This window comes from Amycolatopsis sp. NPDC003676, assembly GCF_053587275.1.
This window is the reverse complement of record NZ_JBSFNS010000313.1, coordinates 1-1,323: the sequence shown is the minus strand read 5'-3', so window position 1 is coordinate 1,323 and position 1,323 is coordinate 1. Positions and strand designations below refer to the sequence as shown.

At 69.7% G+C, this 1,323-nt stretch carries 1 protein-coding gene; it reads right to left on the bottom strand.

Annotated features, from left to right (window positions below):
• Positions 1-70: 70 nt before the first annotated feature.
• The coding region (locus ACWDNU_RS45995; RefSeq protein WP_449673468.1) for an alpha/beta-hydrolase family protein at positions 71-1,323 on the bottom strand (1,253 nt) is incomplete at its 5' end.

Here is a 1,323-nt window from a genome sequence, read left to right as displayed (position 1 = left end):
GGCAGCGAAATGATCACGATCGAGCCGTCGAGCGCAGACATCAGCACGCCGAGGGTGGTGTTGGAGAGTGCTACCCACTTGTACCGCCCGCCGTGTGGAGATACGCGATGCGGGGTTCGCGCCAGGTCGCGGCGGGACCGAGATCGACCGCGTCATCGGCGAATCGGACGACGAGCCCGTCCGCGTACATCGGCGCCACCGCGGGCGAACCGGGGTCGCGCCGGTCGACGAACTGCCGCCACAGCCGATTCGAATTCGGCGGCCCCACCCACAGCGCCCCGTCGACCTTCTCCCGCAGGTCACCGAGCCCGCCGAACGCCTCCTCCGAGCCCTGCGACCCCAGGCTCTCCCCGTAGACGAACAGCTTCGGCCGATGCTCCGGCGGCTGCGCCAGCCACCGCTCATACACCGCGTCGAACAGCTCCCTGCCCGCCGCGGCCGCCTTCTCCCGGTCCGACAGGAACGACAGCACGCTGGGCAGATACGAGTACTGCGTCGCCACCAGGGCGCTGTCGCCGTTGTACATCAGCTCGATCGACTCGGCGCTGGTCGAGTCGACCCAGCCGGTGCCGGTCGTGCTGATCACCACCAGCACTTCCCGTTCGAAGGCCTTCGTCCGGTCGAGTTCGGCGACGGCCAGATCGGTCTGCGCCTCGAAGCCGTCGGCCGATTCCAGCCCCGCGTACACCCGGATCGGTTCGCGCGCCGGCTTTCCGGTGACCTCCCCGATGGCCAGCGCGGTCGGCGCGTTGGACACGAACCACCGGCCCTCCGAGCCGAGGGTGTCCCACTTCGCCAACGACTCGGGGCTGCCGGAGCGTTCGGGCAGCGTCGGCTGGATCGCGTGCGGGGAGGTGTGGCTGTTGCGGGCGCTGAACGCCGAATTCGCCACGGTGAAGAAGCCTTTCGCGAGCACGCCGTTGAACAGCAGCACGGCGGCGATGATCACGATGACCACACCGAGCGGCCGCGCGAACGAGGCCGGGATCCGGACCCACTGGTTCAGGCCGCGCGCCACGAACCGCACCAGCCGGACCACGCCGCGCGAAAGCCAGATCAGCAGGCCGACGACCACCGCGCCGACCAGCACGGTGCGCGGATAGCCGGAGTCGGAGATCGGTTCCATCGCCATCAGGTCGGTGATCTGATGCTGCCAGTGCGCGGACTGGACGCTCAGCGCGATCGAGACGATCAGGCAGGCCAGCACGATCACGGACTTCACCGCGATCGACGTCCAGCTCGGGCGCTGCGCCCAGAGCTCGGCGACCCGGGCGGGCAGGGTGATCCTGGGCCGCACCCACTTGCCCCAGGCCCAGGCCAGGG